The sequence below is a fragment of the Methylobacterium sp. J-078 genome (assembly GCF_022829285.1).
Lineage (GTDB): Bacteria > Pseudomonadota > Alphaproteobacteria > Rhizobiales > Beijerinckiaceae > Methylobacterium.
Genome location: NZ_JAKSYI010000035.1, coordinates 1 through 14666, shown reverse-complemented (window position 1 = coordinate 14666; position 14666 = coordinate 1). Strand labels below are relative to the sequence as shown.

The following is a 14666-nucleotide window of genomic DNA, read 5'->3' as shown; positions in this document are numbered from 1 at the left end:
ATCTGATCGCAGCGGCAAAGCGTGAAGGGATCGGCCGGGTTATCATCGACACGCCGCCCCATGCCGAGGACAGCATCTTGGGAGCGATGCGCGTTGCGGATCTGGTGCTGGTGCCGACGAGGCCGGGGCCACTCGACCTGGCTGCGGTCGCAACCACGCTGGAACTGGCTGAGCGCGTGGGCAAGGCTCCGCTCGCCGTCATCAATCATGCACCTCCGCGCACCGGGTCGTCCGAACCCGCGATCGTCACGGAAGCGCGGGCGGCCCTCGTCGGCATGGGGGCGATCGTCGCCGCGTCCGTCGTTGCGAACAGGGTGAGCATGTCGCACGCGATCCTGACCGGCTCGACGGTCAACGAGCACGAACCGGGCGGGAAGGCTGCTGGCGAGGTCGAAGCGCTCTGGCGCGAGATAGAGGCTGCTCTGGCTCAGAACACGAGGACCACCCGATGAGCGCAAAACCGCGTCCGACCCTTGACAGCTTGAGCGATCGTTTCGCGCGCAAGCCCGCGCCCGCTGCGCCAGCCGCAGGCGAGACAGAGGATGCGCCGCCGGCTCCGGCCTCCGAGAAGTCTCCGCTGGACGGCGGGAGGGATAAGCGGGTGCAGATCCTGACACGGATCGACCCGGCGACCCGGAAGCGCCTCAAGATGATCGCGGTCGAACATGACCGGACCATTCAGGACATTTGTGAGGAAGCCATCCGCGATTTCGTGGCGCGCCATAGCAAGTGAGCCTGCGGGCTTGGGATGATGGGGGCTTGCCCGCAGGCTCCCATTTATTTTCGCAATCTTGCTATCAAGCTATCTAGCTCTCTTGATCCGAACCATTCGAGTGCGTAACTTCCGAGAATGGTTGTTCTCGGAAGTTTCGAGCAAGCGGGTTAAAAGCGAGCGGAGGAAGTGAAGCCTTGGCTATACCGCTGATCGACGGCACGTCCGGCGCGCGGCTCCCGCTCAAGCCCGCGTTCGGCTCGTCCTGCAACGGTTGCGGCATGTGCTGCGCGATAGAGCCGTGCGGCCTCGCCCGCGAGTTCATCCCCGACCAATCCGCCGAGGGGCCATGCCGCGCGCTGGAACACGACGCGGGCCGGTTCGTCTGCGGGCTGATCCGCCACGCCAGCCGCTACCTGCCGGACCTCCCGAACGATTGGGCGGACCCGCACCTGGGCGGGATCTTCGCGGAAGCCCTCGGGGCAGGGAAGGGCTGCGATGCCGACGACCCTGAGGCTACTTTCACGCGATCCGCTCAACGTTCCTGCTGTACCGCTGATGCAGCGGCTTGCCTGCGAGCCCGTGCCTGAGAGAAGTAGCTGTAGAAGGTGTTCCGGCTGACTCCGAGCCGCTTGGCCATGGCTTCGAGCTGAGGCAACTCAGCGACTCGTTGCTCAAACGTCATCAAATCTTAATCACGTCCCGTTTGCGTGTCTTAGAAAAAGTGACCGGTTAAGGATCAACCAACAGCTTGGAAGAGGCCGGTGGCATACTCTGTCACGCAATCGGACGTTTGCGTGACGCTTCAGTTCCAGGAATTTTTCTGACAGCAAGTGAATGCTCGGCTGCGTGACCGCCCTTGGCCTACGCTTGCAATGTCAACCAGGGCGATATGCGCGAAAAGCCCCTCAAAGATCCTAAGGGCCTTGGCGGTGACTTCACCGAGTGCCATCATACGAAATGGGTGTCGACACTCTTGCCAACACAGAAAATGAAGCATGCTGAGTTAGCTCGTCTATCTGCCAACTGTCACTACGTGGTCCATATTAGGCATTTTCGTACAAATATTTATGACTCAAAGCCTGCAATCTATTATAATATTCTACTAGAATTAAAATGTCAATTTAAACAGATATGATTCTATTATTGTAGCCGATAAGGTGAAGCATGATTGATTTGAAGCCGTACTTTGGATCTCAGGTTGATGGGAAAAACGGCCAATTATTCTATACAGGAGCTGAAGGCGCGACGAATTTAATGTCGTACTATACGAATGGCGTCGCGGAGGATGCCGTTCAGTCGTGGAGGCAAACCTTCGCTCGACGTGGAAGGGAACTCAAGAAGAGGGGTATTCCCTACCATGTCATCATCGTTCCGGGCGCTCACGTGGCATGCGGGAATGATCTTCCGGATCATCTTCACGGAAAGATTAAAGCACCTTTTCCCCAATTGTCCGCTGTTATGGACGGTGCCGAGGGCGTCACACTCCACGATGCTCTGCCCGATCTCGCCGTCGCTGATACACCCTTTCGGACCTACCGTCGGAACGACACGCATTGGACCGATTACGGGGCGTATCTCAACTATCAGGCGGTGAGCAGGCGCGTAGCGCTTGAGACCAAAATCGGACTTGTCACTCCGGATGATTTCTCCGTCGAGCTAAAGAACGCCTTTGGAGACCTCTCAATTCATCGTGTACCCGAGGGGGCGCCCGAGTTGATCCCGATACTAACGGTTGGCGGGAGGCACCACGCTCGGACAGTGCAAAAGAACACCACCGTCGTCCGAAACCGCTTGATCCGGATGGAGTCCGACACCGCGCCGGAGACATCTGCGTTCTTCTTCCACGACTCCTACGGAACAGCGCAGGCGAAGTTCTGGGCTAGAAGTTTTAGTCGCACCTCGTTCGCGGGCGTAACGCACCGCGTGTATTTCGATGCGATCGATCGAGACAAGCCTGACGTCGTGTTCTCGATCATGGCAGAGCATCGCTTATTTCAGAGACCGAACGACCATGATCATTGGACGTTCGAGGACGATTTTGAGAGTGACTGCAGATCTCCGGCAGGTGTGAAGACTGCGAAGATCCTCGTGCTTTATCGCCAGCAGAAACTGACTGAAGCCGCCGAGGCCGCGGCGGGTCTTGACCAGGAAGCTGGCTTTGGAGCGTATCATGCCCGCGTCGCGGCCCAGGCCTACGTCGCGGCTCATCGTTACGACGATGGTGTCGCGATGAGCCAGACGGCACTGTCTCTAGCCCCTCAGAGCCCCTCGAACCTCTGGATGGCGGCCTATGCGAGTGTTTATGCTGGCAAGCCCCAGGACGCCGTCACACTTGCGACCTGGGCAGTTGCAACAGACCGATTCAATGGCGCCTGGGCTGAATTGCTGGCCTCCGTACTGATCGGGCTTGGCCGCTGGGATGACGCAGCGGTCCTATTGGAAAACACGGTTCTGCAGATTGATGACCATCCTGAACTCTGGCGTCACCTGGCCCATGTACGGGACATGCGCGGCCAGTTAACAGCACGAGACGAAGCTCGGGCCAAAGCGGCGGCTCTCGACGGACAGGACTTGAGGCTCGCATCCTGATCGCGCCGATGCGCATACTCATGCAAATGGGGGCCTGTCCGTAAGGCAGGCCGAGCACACCGTTTTCTCGACGTTAGATTCCCAGTCAGGGTTTCCCGACATAAATCGGGTTGTCTGTTGCTAGCCGTTCTCAAGCCGGTCTGATGTCCGAAAAGCGGTTTTTTAACTGACACCATCAAGGGGTACGCGAAGACCACCGGGCGCGATGCCTGGACCTTCGGGGCACACAGCCTGCGGAGCGGGTTCATCACGGAAGCGGCTGGACGGGGTGTGGATCTCGCCCGGATCATGGATCAGTCAGGGCACAGCGATCCGCGCACGGTCATCGGTTACGTCCGCAGAGCCAACGCCTTCAAGGATCATGCGGGGGGCGGGTTCCTTTAGGGGCCGCCCCAACGAGAAACGGCCGGGGTTTCCCCCGGCCGCCCGTCATCGTGAAGGCTGATCCGCTTAGCGGAGGAGCTGCAGGATGCCCTGCTGCGCCTGGTTGGCGAGCGAGAGTGCCGAAATTGCCAGCGAGTTACGGGTCGAAAGAGCTTGCGAGTTTGCCGCTTCCTCATTCAGGTCTGCATTCACAAGGTTCGCCGAGCCCGTATCGAGGATGTTCGTCATCGACTTGGTGAAGTCCTGCCGGTTCTGCACCACCGAAAGATTGGAGCCGAAAGTCGACGACTGAGCACGAAGAGTCGTGGTTGCATTAGTCAGCTGATCGATAGCAGTCCTAATGTCATCATCCGACTGAAAGTCTCCAGAGGTCGTTTTCAGGCCAAGACCATCGGCATCGAAGCGAACTCCTTCTATGTTAAGAGCCGAAGTGTTGCTTTCATTGAATGTCATCTGAAGTGTATTGTCGCTGGGCTTGTTGCTGGTGCGATAAAGTAGGTTTACACCATTGTAGCCTGAGTCCTGAGCCTGCTGAGTGATCTGGGACAGGATCTGGTTGAACTGCTTGGCAAGGGCAGCTCGCGTTGAGCTAGTGCCAGTACCACCGCCAACATCGGTTCCGGTATTCGACTGGGCCGTCGCGTTGTTGCCCTTAAGTCCGAAGCCGATATCAATTTGATCTGCGTTGGCACCGGAGGACGGGCTTTGGTAAGCCTGAACGGTAAGCTTCTGATCTGAACCAGACGCAGTAGTTTGAACAACAAGCTTGTTATTTACGAATTTAGCCTCGACGTTACCGTTTAATCCGGTGTCTTGAGAGATCTGATCATTGATCGACTTAAGTATTGCGGCCTGCGACGTCGTTGCGGATGCGCCTGAAATTGTGTTGTCAAGTTTAATTATCTTAGTAGTACCGGTGCCCAGCTTGATTGTGAAGGAGGCATCTTTGCCGCTTGACAAATCAAGTGTAGCCTCGGTCTTCCCACTAGCGACAGTCAAGCCAGTGCCTGACACGATAGCCTTAGAAGAGCCATCAGTTGCATCAGAACCTGCGCTAGACTGTCCGGTAGCAGCCTGCCCAGCTCCCTGCTGAAGCACACCAACCGTTCCGGCTGTAGTGCCAAGCCCAAGTCCAATCGTGTCATTCGTTGCAGTGACTGCGACAGTCGCAGCAGTGCCGGTAGCCGTGGACGAGAACTTAAGCTGTCCAGAGGCGTCGAAAGACGCCGTAGCACCAGCAGCGCCAGCGGTTAACTGTGTGTTGATCGCTGCAAGAACGTCGTCACGGCTTGGCGTCGGGCCGAGCTTTGTTGAGCCGGTCGAAATAGCTTCTTTGTTGAGAGTGACGGTGGTCAGAGTCCCGCCACTGCCCTGAACGGAAAACGAAGCCGATTGTCCACCACTCAAAACAACAGAATTAGGGATTGCTTGACCAAGCGTAATCGTGGACGCGGTATCCGGAGCAGGCGCAACCCCGGCAGTACCGTTCTGCACAACAGTGCCATCAGCCTTGCCGACGGCCGCAGTGAACTTCGAGAAGCCAAGGCCAGTCGGACCGCCTGCAGTGGTCACGCCGCCGCTTACAGTCACCGTTGCGTCAGGACCTTTCTCGGCCGAGGTGAAGACAAGCTTTCCGCTGCCAGAGTCCACCGTAGCTTTTGCAGTAGAACCTTCCGCAGTAAGTTTAAGATTGATTGCGTCGGCGATTTTCTGCTTATTATCGACTGGAACAAGCACTGTTCCGCCAGTAGCGGCAAGCGTACCACCCACAGCATCTGTGGCAGAGTTTCCATCGAGGTTTACAGTAACAGTCTTATTGCCGTCGTAAACAGTAAGCTGCGCGGTCTGACCGCCATCAAATCTCGTCGTCGAAGCCAAAGCCGCATCTGCGGTGACTTTTGGAGCAGTAGGTGTGACAGAAGATACACCAAATCCAATATCGAGATTTGAACCGGCAGATCCGCGAACGGTGATTGCCTGAGATGAACCCGTTCCGACCGTGGCAAAAGAGAGCTTGCCGTCCGGAGTCGTGGAAGCCGTCACCTTACCAGCAAGAGCCGAGTTGCTTGAAATCTGGCTCTTCACGGCGGAGAGAATCTGGTCCGTCGTAACTGCCTTCAGATCAGTTGTTGCGCTCTTGAGGGTAGTGGCATCAAGGCGGATCGTGCTGGTCGTCTTGCCGCCGTCGACGGAGATATCGACAGACGCATCATTTGCCAAATCGGAAAAATCGCGCGTGCCCGGGGTTCCAGCAAGAGCTGAATAGCTCGAAGTTCCGGTGACCGTTGCGGCAAGCGCAGTATGGCCGCCAGAAATGGTGCTGCTCGTCCCGCCAGTCTTGTCAGCAAGAGCTTGGCTCGCAGTCGATTTGGCACTATCGAGAAGTTTCTGGATTGAGGTGATGCCCTGGTTGGCAGCCTGAATGGTCTGAACACCATTCGACATGCCATTAAGCAAAGAACTCAGGTCCGTCGAGCGTGAGGTCAAGCTCTGCGACGTAAAAAAGCTCGTGGGATTGTCAAGAGCAGAGTTGACCTTCTTACCAGTCGAAAGCCGGCTCTGCGTCGTAGACAGAAGATCTGCCGTGCCCTGAAGAGAAAGCAGGTTTTGGCGTGTAGCAGCTGAGAGGGTGATACCGGAAGACATTCAATTGACCCTTTTGATCTGGACGTCTTCTGATTTCGAAGACCCGTTGAACCGACCCTAAAGGCACTACGCTTCCGTTAATTCCTTCCGTAAATCGCGACTGCATCAGTAAAATTTCTCGGTATGGTTTACGATCTATTAATTAACCCCTCGTAGGACGTGGCCAAACGGGGAGTGAACCGATGGCCCTCAAGATAGATCTCAAGCCGAATGAACGCCTCATTATAAATGGCGTGTCTATCCGCAATGGTGATCGAAGAGCTTCACTCACCTTCGAAACGCAGGCAAAATTTCTCCGCGAAAGAGATATCCTAACAGAAAGTGAGGCAGTGACTTCGTGTGAACGGCTATACGTTCTACTGGAAGCTATCTATCTCACAGACAATCCGTCAGAACTCGAAAATGAGTTTATCATTCAGGCAAACGTTCTGATGGCAGCCGCACCAAGCATGGCACCTTATCTAGCAACTATTTTCGAGAGATTTTCCAACGGAGAGTACTACGCAGCACTCAAATCCGGCCAAGAGCTAATGAAATACGAAAGAAATCTACTAGATATTATTGCAACAAAAAATGATGACCGTGACCACGCGTTATCTAAGGCCTCGACTAATTGAGAATTGTCTGCTTGATCATCGCGTTAGAGAGGGCTTGCTATACGGGCTGGTAACGAGCGCTCAGAACCAGGATCATGTGCAACCTCTACAGCCTCGTCACGCCGCAGGCCGAGATCCGCGCCTCCTTCGGCTTGTCGGCGGATCGTGCCGGCAACCTGCCGCCCATGCCGGGCATCTTCCCCGATCAGCGCGCGCCCATCGTGCGGGTGGGCGACGACGGAGAGCGCACCATGGAGATGTTCCGATGGGGCATCCCAGGACCGAAGCAGTTCGGCGAGCACCCCGTCACCAACGTCCGGAACGTGAAGAGCCCGCATTGGCGGCCCTGGCTGAAGCCTGAATACCGCTGCTTGGTGCCGGTCTCCTCCTTCAGCGAGTACGCCGACACCAAGCCGAAGAAGACACCGACCTGGTTCGCGCTCGATGAGGATCGGCCGCTGTTCGCCTTTGCTGGCATCTGGCGGCCCTGGACGGGCGTGCGCGGCACGAAGGCCGAGAACCCCGACCGCGTCGAGGAAGAGCACCGGTTGTTCTCGTTCCTGACCTGCGAGGCCAACGGCGTAGTCGGGCCGATCCACCCGAAGGCGATGCCGGTCTTGCTCACGACCCCAGAGGAGTGGAGCGCTTGGCTCGCCGCACCTACGGAAATCGCCCTGGAGCTTCAGCGACCGCTACCGGATGCGATGATGCGGATCGTGGCTACGGGTTCTCGTAGGGACCCGGCAGAATGACGTCCGATGCGGAGCAGTACGCGTTTTCCGAACCTGCCTCCTGCGAACGCCGTTGATGCCGTAAGGTCAAAGTCTTGAGGGTCAGCAGGTGATGGAGCGCTACTTCTTCGACGTCGAAGACGGTCACCTCACGATGGATGATGACGGGAGGGACCTTGCTGGCGCCGATGCTGTCGCGGCCGCTGCAATGAGCACCCTGCTGGAGATTGCCCGGTTCGAGGTCGTCGCAAACAACGAGCGTGAGCTTTCTGTGACCGTTTGGAACGAGGCAGGGGACCCGATCTATCGCGCGGCTGTCACGGTGAAAGCCGGTTGGCTCGTAGGCGCGGACAGATCACTCAACACCTTCAGGGATCACTCAGGGAGCGGGCTTCAATGAAGCGGGATATGGGTCTGATCCGCGAATTGCTGCTGAAGCTTGAGGATTTGGAAAAGACTTCACACGAATTCGCCACGATCAACTCATCAGAGCCAGAGCTTCAGGTTGACGGATTTCAGTCAGATCAAATCGACTATCATGTGAGCCTCCTCTATGAGGCCGGTTTAATTACGAGCGGCACCGATACCGACCTGATGATGGACGGCACTTGGATTTTCCGCCGTCTTACCTGGGCCGGCCATGATTTTCTCGACACGGTGCGAGATCCCGAGGTTTGGAAGCGGACGAAGTCAGGAGCCAGCAAGCTGGGCGGGCTCGCCTTTGAGGGCATAAAGAACATGGCGACGGCCTACGCCAAGCACGTCGCGAAGGAGCGGCTGGGACTGGACCTTTGAGGAGCAGCGAAGGACAGCCAGAGCGGCTGCCCGAACAGATCGCGATCGGTCTGGTGCAAGATGCGGAAGCCTACCGCCTTGCAGCCCTCCGGGTGCAGCCACGGGATGCCCCAATCGGTGAAGTCGATCTCATCGCGCCAGCATGGCATCTCCTCTGCCATTCCGCTGAGTTGGCCCTAAAAGCTTTCCTTCTAAGCAACGGTGCCGATCCGGGATCAAAGCCCGGCGGCCTCAAGCACCCGGCATTGCGTCACAACCTGCTCGGTCTTTACGAGGCTGCCGTCGCGCAAGGGTTCGCCCCACCAGATGCTGAGTTCGGCGAGTTGATGGAATGGCTCGCCCCCTACCATAGCGCTCACGATTTTCGGTACCGGAAGCCCGGCCTTGTCAGCTTGGCGGCACCATTCTTCATCGCTGAGGTTCTTGAACCGGTCATCGCCAGAGTTGAGGGCACGGTACGCGAACGTTGGCGAACAAGACGAGGAAGTAGATAGGCTTGGTGCTCGGTCCATGGGGCATCAGTTCGCCGTTCACGAACTTGCTCACGGTGTGCAGCAGACAGGAACGATGTTACTTTTCGTAGGTCTATACCGTATACTCTCGACCGCAACGGGATAACCTTCGTTCGGGAGAAGCTTGTTTTGAGCAGACGCGAACTCGATCAGGAGTCAGAGCAGGCGCCTGCCTCAAAACCTGGGAAGCGTCCGCCGACGAAGCAGGAGACGGCGGCGATAGACAAGGCCGTCGCCTACTGCCAGAGCCGGACCCAGCCCCTCGCCTACGAGATAACGCGGATGGAAGGGGGCGACATCAAGATCAAGATCCCTCACGACAACCCCGGCGGCTTCATGGCTCAGGAACGGGCCACCTTCGGGACCGTGTCCGAGGAGTTCGCCCGCCGTGCCGCTGCCGACGTTGGCGACATCGTGCGGAACCATGGCGAGAAGCTGCCCGCCCCCGACAAGATGAACGCCGGGATTGCCGCCGTTGCCGGGATTGAGCCCCAGAACGAGTACGAGGCCATGTTGGCAGTTCAGATGGTCGGCACCCACTCGGCCGCCATGGACATGCTGTCCCGCGCCAAGCAAGCGAACGGCACCGATCACCTGGAGCGGTACGGAACCCTCGCGGTGAAGCTCCTGCGGACCTACACGGCGCAGATCGAGGCTCTGGCAAAACTACGGCGCGGCGGCGAGCAGAAGGTCCGCGTCGAACACGTGCACGTTCACCAAGGCGGACAGGCGATCGTCGGCAACATCACCACCGGCAAGGGTGGGGGGCTCCTCGAAAACGGAAATCAACCTCATGCACTCACTGGACCGGCAGCCTTCGCCCTTTCGGATGGCACAGCGGTGCTGCGCGAAGACCCGCGCCGGGACCCCGTGTCAGTCGCCGGCCGTCAGCGGGAAGGCCAGGTGCCGGATGCACGGCGGCGCCCGAGGAAGCGGCGCGCCGAAGGGTGAGCGGAACGGGGCGTATCGGACCGGCCTCTATGTCGCCGAGGCGGTGGCCACGCGGCGTATGGCCAGAGAGACGCTGGCGAATGCGCGAGCCTTCTTATCGGATCTCTCGTGACAGGCGCACGCGCGCGTAGACTGGTGCGGACTGTGCGGGCACCTGTAGGTCCCGGCGTTGCAGACTTCTACGACTACTCCGTGTCGAAGACACCGAAGCGGAGAGGCAGAGCCGTAATCAACTCCTCCATCATCCGGCGACGGTCCTGCTCAGGCACATCGTTGATAGGCGTGTCTGCCTTGATGCCGAGCTTCATCCTAATCCCCCTCAGCTTTTCACCAATGAACCAGCTAAATTCAAAGTTCTCGCGGCCGCCACACATACCCTCCAAGCGGCGAAGCTCCGACTGAGCAGAAAAGTTTTCTCTCTCCCACTCTAGATAATTATCTATACCTGATATTACGAACGACTCTTCAATTCTTTTTTCTATTTCTTCGCTCATAGAGCGTCCAGCAATTTCGGCAGCTTGCATCAGTTGATCTTTACGTGCCTCACCGAGGCGGAACATGACATTTAATCGCTTGCCCTGCTCAGGGTTCTTCAGCGGTCGGCCAATCCGCTTCCTGTCATCCCTGCCCCCCTGCGTCATTGCCTATCTCCAAAGCCCCTTCTCTTTCCGCAATAGGATCATTGCGGTATCTTGACAAGCGCCTCGTTCCCTATCATCACTTTCCGCAATGATTTCATTGATGAAAGGTTGGAGGATGAGGGACGACATACTGGAAGTCCTGACCAAGCCAACGGTTGATGTGGTTCTGGCCGGACGAGTTTTGGGGATTGGCAAAGCGGCAGCCTACCGGGCTCGCGAAGCCGGAGACATCCCGTCCATAAAAATAGGCGGCAAGTTTCGTGTCCCGACCTCGAAGCTTCGCGAGATGCTGGCGCTGCCGGCCACCCAGGCCCTGGCGTCCACTGCCGACTGAATTCCGCCGCTGGCGGGATCGGCCCGCCGGCTCCTGAAGCGCCCTATCGGGCATGAGAAACCCCGGTCGCGTTCGCAGCGCGCCGGGGTCAGGAAGTCTCAGTTGATGCACCTGACCTATACTCCCCAGCGCTCCGCTGGGCAATCGAAATCCGTCATTCCGATGCCGTCCCACGACGGCCCACAGCCCGAGGAGCTTCGCGCTCGGCGGCTGCAAACCCGTTTCGCCTACAGCCCCGAGGTGGCCAGCCAGATCGCTGCCTTGGCCTACGGGGTGAGCGAGAAACTGGAGCGTCGCGTTTGAGCGCCGCCCCGCACGCCTCTTCAGACCCGGTGACGGCAGTGCCCCGCGCGCCCGACCTTAACGGCCCCATCGCCGATGCGATCGGCGAGGCCATGCACGCTGCCGCAAACTATGCCGATACCGCCGGGCGGTTCGCCGAGATGCGGGACCTGCGTGGCCTGTCCTACGCCGTGCGATCCGCCGCCGCCTGTATCGGCACGGCCGCCGAATTGCTGTCGGAACTGACCGCTGCCTCTCGCAAGGGAGGGACGCGCGGATGAAGGCGTTCCACGAGCTTTTCGGCGATGATCGGGAATGGGCGCTAGACAACAGCCTGCGCCGGTTCCGGGTCCGGTTCAGTCGCCTCGGCGACCTGCCCCAACGCGACCACTACCCGCCCGACTGGATCACTATCGTCCGCCTAAGCGACGGCTTCCGCATGGTTCTGACCGAACGGTGCCTGCGCTCGGGCGAGCCTTTCGAGGATACCGACTGGTACGCCGCGCGACGCCTGGGGCTCGTCAACGAGAGCCGCCGGACGCGCGGTCAGCAGGAGGTCTGACCATGGGCCAGATCGTCCCGTTCGCTCCCGTGCGCCTCGTCCGCGTCTTCCCGGACTTCGGCGCTTGGACGGTCCTGCTCATCAGGAAGGGCAAGCGTAACCAGCGTCTCGGCACCTACAGCGACAAGCGGGTTGCCGTGAGCACCGCAGCCAGGGTGTGCCGGATCGAGGGCATTCCCTCGCCCGTCGTCATCGAGCCCGAGCCGGTCACGAGGGAATGGTCGCTCACCGAAGGGCCGGGCGCTGCATGAGCAAGGGGACCACGCTCGCCCCCGACCCGGTCGCCGTTCGTGCCTTCGCGGAGCGGCTGAACGCCCACGTCGCGGCAGCCTTCACCGGCTACCACGACCCCGGCCTGATGCAGCTTGTCGCCATCCATCCAGCCAGCGAACTGACACTGACCTTCCCGTTCAAAATCGGGGAGGTGAACTACATGGTGGCCGAGGCCATCCGGCAGGCCGAGAGCGGGCACAACGTCTACGTCGAGGCCCGCACCGTCCAGAGCGGGGTCAAGCGCGGCAAGCGGGGCGGCATCGCCGATACCGTGGGCGTGTTCGGCCTCGTGAACGATGCCGACGCCGACAAGGGAAAGGCCAGGCGGCTTAGTGTCGAGCCGTCGTTCGTCATCGAGACCAGCCCTGGCAACGCCCATCACTGGCTACTCCTCGACCGTCCGTTGAAGGCGCAGCAGGCCCAGGAGCTTGGCGCTGCGATCCGAGCGCAGGGTGGCGCCGACTCCGCGTCGGGCGTCGTCACGCAGCCCTATCGCATCCCCGGCACCCCGAACTATCCGGGGCGGCTCAAGCTCGCCCGAGGGCGCACAACGGTCCCGACCGCCATCGTCAGTCTGGACGGCAAGGTGTGGTCGGTCGCGGAGCTACAGGCCGCGTTCCCGATCAAACCGAAGCCCCAGGTCGAGCGCCGCGAACGCGAGGCCGGCGCCAGCGGGATCATCAGCCCCCGCGTGGAAGACATGGTGTCCGAGGTCGGGGGCGACCGCTCGTCCCGGTTCTACGCCGCCGTGGCCTTCGCCTTCAAAGACGGCCTGACGCAGGACGATCTTGAGGCCCTGATGCGCCAACACCCAGAAGGGTGCGGCGGCAAATACCTGGAGCCGTATGACCGCCTCGCCCGCGAGATCGACCGCGCATGGGAGAAGGTGGCGGACGAGGCCGACGAGGTCCGCGAAGCCGCCGCAACGCCTGCCTACGCCGATGGGTCGAGCCCTATTGGAGAGGCCCGCCGCGCGGTCCAAGCCGGGGTGCAGAGCTTCATCGAGGCGGCCGAGGCTTACCGGCTTGCGGGAGACCCCGATGCTGAACCCCCGGTCCAGGCCCTCGCCGTCACGACAGGCGTTGGAAAGACCCGCGCTACTGCCCGCGCCGTCGCCGCCTACGTCATTGGCCGGCGCGAAAGCGGCAGCCCGGCCAAGCCGATCCTGTACGCGGTTCCGACGCATCGGCTCGGCGACGAGATCGAGGCGCAGTTCGCGGAGCAGGGCGTTTCGGCCCGTGTGTTCCGGGGCAGGCAAGCAGACGATCCGAGCCGGCCGGGCGAGACCATGTGCGACGACCTGGAAGCCGTCAGCATCGCCCTGAGCATGGGGGGCGGCTCGTCCGTGACTAAGATGTGCTGCCGGGCGAAGCTGGACGACGGCACCGAAGCGCGGTGCCAGTTCTACGGGACGTGCTCCTATCAGGCTCAGGTCACGACCCAGCCCGAGGTCTGGATCGTCGCGCACCAACTCCTCTTCAGCGCCGGGACCGCCCTCGGCAAGGTCGAGTTCGTGATCGTAGACGAAGGGTTCTGGCAGACCGGCATTCGCATCCCGAAGCGCGGGCTTACCCTCGATGAGATCGGATCGGCGGTGGGGTCGAAGGGGGCCGCACAGGACTACCTGGCGAACGATGTCGAGGTGTACCGCGCCCAACTCGCCCGCGCTCTGAAGCGGCAGGGACAGCCAGGCGGCGTGAGCCGCGCCGACCTCGTAGCCGAGGGCCTGGACGTTGACCGCTGCACCACCGCCATCTCGGCCGAATGGAAGCTCAAGGACAAGGTTGCGATTTACCCCGGCATGTCCCGCGCCGAGCGCCGGATTGCCGCCAGAGCGGCCGAGCAAGCCCGGCACGCGCAAGCCTTCATCGGCCTTTGGATCGCCGCCCGTGGCGTCCTCTATGATGAGACGATCGAGGTTTCCGGCCGGCTCTACATCGACACCCGTGACGACGAGGACGGGCGCGTGTTGGTCGCCAAGGCCCGCAGCCTCAAGAGCATCCCGAAGCACTGGCACTGCCCGACGCTGATCCTCGATGCGACCCTGCCCAGCCTCGAAATCCTACAGGCGTTCTACCCGCAGGTTCAGCCGGCGCCGGCCATCGAAGCCGCCATGCCCCACGCCCGCGTCCGCTACGTCACCGACGCGCCGACCTCGGCCAACAAGCTGAAGCCCGACGAGGACGGCACCGGCAACCGGAACCTACGGTCCGTCCGACGCGAGATCCTGCGCCGCTTCATGGAGCTAGGTCGCGTGCCCGTCCTTGTGATCGCGCAGAAGGCCGTCGCGGAATGGCTGCGGGCGAGCGGCCTACCAGCCAGCATCAGCACCGAGCACTTCAACAACGTCGCCGGCCTGGACCAGTACCGCAACGTGCGGGGCCTGATCGTCGTCGGGCGCACCCTGCCCGCTCCCGCTGCCGTCGAGGCGCTGGCCGGCGCCATCACTGGCCGGGACATCGAGAAGGCAGAGCCCTGGTATCCGAAGCCGGTTCGGGGCCTGCGCACCCGTGACGGATCGGTGGCAGGCATGGAGTGCGAGACCCACCCCGATCCCGTGGCGGACGCCTGCCGCTGGCAGATTTGCGAGGGCGAGTTGATGCAGGCGATCGGCCGCGCCCGTGGCGTCAACCGAACCGCTGCCGACCCCCTCGC

Annotated in this window: 21 protein-coding genes; 17 read left to right on the top strand and 4 right to left on the bottom strand. The window is 60.5% G+C overall.

Going from position 1 to position 14666, the window contains the following annotated elements; genetic code table 11:
- The 5 genes from MKK58_RS02990 to MKK58_RS27080 all read left to right on the top strand — a co-directional run.
- A partial coding sequence (locus MKK58_RS02990; RefSeq protein ID WP_243910686.1) for a ParA family protein occupies positions 1-452 on the top strand: 452 nt, incomplete at its 5' end.
- Positions 449-733 (top strand): ribbon-helix-helix domain-containing protein, encoded by a 285-nt coding sequence (locus MKK58_RS02985; protein WP_243910685.1) that lies wholly within the window; start codon positions 449-451, stop codon positions 731-733. The genes MKK58_RS02990 and MKK58_RS02985, both read left to right, overlap by 4 nt.
- Before the next feature lie 176 nt (positions 734-909).
- Positions 910-1302, top strand: coding sequence for a hypothetical protein (locus tag MKK58_RS02980; RefSeq protein WP_243910687.1), 393 nt, complete (start codon positions 910-912; stop codon positions 1300-1302).
- A 577-nt stretch (positions 1303-1879) separates the two neighbouring features.
- Positions 1880-3304 (top strand): alginate O-acetyltransferase AlgX-related protein, encoded by a 1425-nt coding sequence (locus tag MKK58_RS02975; RefSeq protein WP_243910684.1) that lies wholly within the window; start codon positions 1880-1882, stop codon positions 3302-3304.
- Between the two features lie 174 nt (positions 3305-3478).
- The gene (locus MKK58_RS27080) at positions 3479-3688 is read left to right on the top strand and encodes a tyrosine-type recombinase/integrase (RefSeq protein ID WP_409565178.1); all 210 of its coding nucleotides are present in this window, start codon (positions 3479-3481) and stop codon (positions 3686-3688) included.
- Positions 3689-3754: 66 nt separating this feature from the next.
- On the opposite strand, the gene MKK58_RS02970 is transcribed toward MKK58_RS27080, so the two are convergent.
- Positions 3755-6334: a flagellin gene (locus MKK58_RS02970; RefSeq protein ID WP_243910683.1), complete on the bottom strand. Its 2580-nt coding sequence runs from the start codon at positions 6332-6334 to the stop codon at positions 3755-3757.
- A gap of 182 nt (positions 6335-6516) precedes the next feature.
- Between MKK58_RS02970 and MKK58_RS02965 the strand changes: the two genes are divergently transcribed.
- The 5 genes from MKK58_RS02965 to MKK58_RS02945 all read left to right on the top strand — a co-directional run bounded on the left by MKK58_RS02965 (position 6517) and on the right by MKK58_RS02945 (position 8950).
- A complete protein-coding gene (locus MKK58_RS02965) occupies positions 6517-6951 on the top strand; it encodes a flagellar biosynthesis repressor FlbT (protein WP_243910682.1) in 435 nt (144 codons plus the stop codon).
- Positions 6952-7025: 74 nt separating this feature from the next.
- On the top strand, positions 7026-7682 hold the full coding sequence (locus MKK58_RS02960) for an SOS response-associated peptidase (protein ID WP_243910681.1): 657 nt from the start codon (positions 7026-7028) through the stop codon (positions 7680-7682).
- Between the two features lie 91 nt (positions 7683-7773).
- Positions 7774-8061 carry a DUF6894 family protein gene (locus tag MKK58_RS02955; RefSeq protein WP_243910680.1) on the top strand — a complete coding sequence of 96 codons (288 nt, stop codon included), beginning with the start codon at positions 7774-7776 and terminating at the stop codon, positions 8059-8061.
- Positions 8058-8456, top strand: a complete 399-nt coding sequence (locus tag MKK58_RS02950) for a DUF2513 domain-containing protein (protein ID WP_243910679.1) — start codon at positions 8058-8060, stop codon at positions 8454-8456. The genes MKK58_RS02955 and MKK58_RS02950 overlap by 4 nt, the downstream gene beginning before the upstream one ends.
- Positions 8453-8950, top strand: a complete 498-nt coding sequence (locus tag MKK58_RS02945; protein ID WP_243910678.1) for a hypothetical protein — start codon at positions 8453-8455, stop codon at positions 8948-8950. The genes MKK58_RS02950 and MKK58_RS02945 overlap by 4 nt, the downstream gene beginning before the upstream one ends.
- Before the next feature lie 192 nt (positions 8951-9142).
- Here MKK58_RS02945 and MKK58_RS27075 read toward each other — a convergent pair whose 3' ends face one another.
- Complete coding sequence (locus MKK58_RS27075; protein ID WP_409565177.1) at positions 9143-9562, bottom strand: hypothetical protein; 420 nt, start codon at positions 9560-9562, stop codon at positions 9143-9145.
- A gap of 72 nt (positions 9563-9634) precedes the next feature.
- On the bottom strand, positions 9635-9763 hold the full coding sequence (locus tag MKK58_RS27070; RefSeq protein WP_409565176.1) for a hypothetical protein: 129 nt from the start codon (positions 9761-9763) through the stop codon (positions 9635-9637).
- Between MKK58_RS27070 and MKK58_RS27065 the strand changes: the two genes are divergently transcribed.
- Positions 9762-10031 (top strand): HGGxSTG domain-containing protein, encoded by a 270-nt coding sequence (locus MKK58_RS27065; protein ID WP_409565175.1) that lies wholly within the window; start codon positions 9762-9764, stop codon positions 10029-10031. The genes MKK58_RS27070 and MKK58_RS27065 overlap by 2 nt on opposite strands.
- Before the next feature lie 73 nt (positions 10032-10104).
- Here MKK58_RS27065 and MKK58_RS02935 read toward each other — a convergent pair whose 3' ends face one another.
- On the bottom strand, positions 10105-10560 hold the full coding sequence (locus MKK58_RS02935) for an Arc family DNA-binding protein (protein WP_243910676.1): 456 nt from the start codon (positions 10558-10560) through the stop codon (positions 10105-10107).
- A 115-nt stretch (positions 10561-10675) separates the two neighbouring features.
- On the opposite strand from MKK58_RS02935, the gene MKK58_RS02930 reads away from it, so the two are divergent.
- From MKK58_RS02930 to MKK58_RS02905, 6 genes are all read left to right on the top strand, one after another.
- A complete protein-coding gene (locus tag MKK58_RS02930) occupies positions 10676-10894 on the top strand; it encodes a helix-turn-helix domain-containing protein (protein WP_243910675.1) in 219 nt (72 codons plus the stop codon).
- Between the two features lie 105 nt (positions 10895-10999).
- Positions 11000-11197 carry a hypothetical protein gene (locus tag MKK58_RS02925; RefSeq protein ID WP_243910674.1) on the top strand — a complete coding sequence of 66 codons (198 nt, stop codon included), beginning with the start codon at positions 11000-11002 and terminating at the stop codon, positions 11195-11197.
- Entirely contained in the window at positions 11194-11457 is a 264-nt protein-coding gene (locus MKK58_RS02920; RefSeq protein WP_243910673.1) for a hypothetical protein, read from the top strand. Before MKK58_RS02925 ends, MKK58_RS02920 begins: the two co-directional genes overlap by 4 nt.
- On the top strand, positions 11454-11738 hold the full coding sequence (locus tag MKK58_RS02915) for a hypothetical protein (protein ID WP_243910672.1): 285 nt from the start codon (positions 11454-11456) through the stop codon (positions 11736-11738). Before MKK58_RS02920 ends, MKK58_RS02915 begins: the two co-directional genes overlap by 4 nt.
- Before the next feature lie 2 nt (positions 11739-11740).
- On the top strand, positions 11741-11989 hold the full coding sequence (locus MKK58_RS02910) for a hypothetical protein (RefSeq protein WP_243910671.1): 249 nt from the start codon (positions 11741-11743) through the stop codon (positions 11987-11989).
- Positions 11986-14666: DNA-primase RepB domain-containing protein (locus tag MKK58_RS02905; protein ID WP_243910670.1), on the top strand; the 2681-nt coding region annotated here is incomplete at its 3' end. The genes MKK58_RS02910 and MKK58_RS02905, both read left to right, overlap by 4 nt.